This window comes from Rathayibacter sp. YIM 133350 (genome assembly GCF_037404875.1).
Taxonomy (GTDB): Bacteria; Actinomycetota; Actinomycetes; order Actinomycetales; family Microbacteriaceae; genus Orlajensenia.
On the sequence record NZ_JBBELO010000016.1, the window covers coordinates 1 to 668 of the forward strand.

Below are 668 nucleotides of genomic sequence, written 5' to 3' on the forward strand. Positions count from 1 at the left end.
AACCATGCGACATTCCGGGACGCCCGTTCACTGGACGGCGTAGACCTCGGGGCACACGTTGACCGCTTCGACGCTGAGGTTGCGATACAAGACGACTGGGAAGCCGGACACCCCCGAGACCCCGACAATTACCGCGACAGGTGGAGGCCTACTCGCACCGGGATGCGCCTTTCTTGCTAGGGCACTAGCTCCACTCAATCGGGTGTGCCTTGCGCCACCTGCGCGCCCTCCAACCGCTCGCATTCTCGCGCCGGCGCAGCTCGCCCTCATACGCGGCTAGGATGAGCCCCGCCCGCCTCGAACGGTTCTCCAGGTGGAAGAGCATTCTGGCCAGAGCCAAGCTCAGCGCGCTCACCACCACCAGCGCAGCAAGCTGAGCCCATGGCCCGAAGCTGAAACTAAGCGGCTCGAGCCCGAGCCAGCTGTACGGCCAATCGCTTATCGTTGCTCTTTGGGCCGGGATTGCCGTAAACACGATCGCTCCGTAGCCCAGAAAAACCGTGTACACGACCGACATCATCGGCGCCATGTGCGCGGATGCACTTCTGGCCACCAACGAGCGCAAGGCTGTCAATGCGATGCGCTGTTCTTCGTTTGGCGCCTCCGCAAAGGCCCTAATGCGCTCAGCGCTTGCGTCTCCGTCGATAAACACGTGGCGGGGGAATTCG

The 668-nt window shown here is 62.9% G+C and carries 1 protein-coding gene; it reads right to left on the minus strand.

The window, feature by feature from the left end:
- Positions 1-184: 184 nt before the first annotated feature.
- A partial coding sequence (locus WDJ51_RS03735) for a hypothetical protein (protein WP_337851089.1) occupies positions 185-668 on the minus strand: 484 nt, incomplete at its 5' end.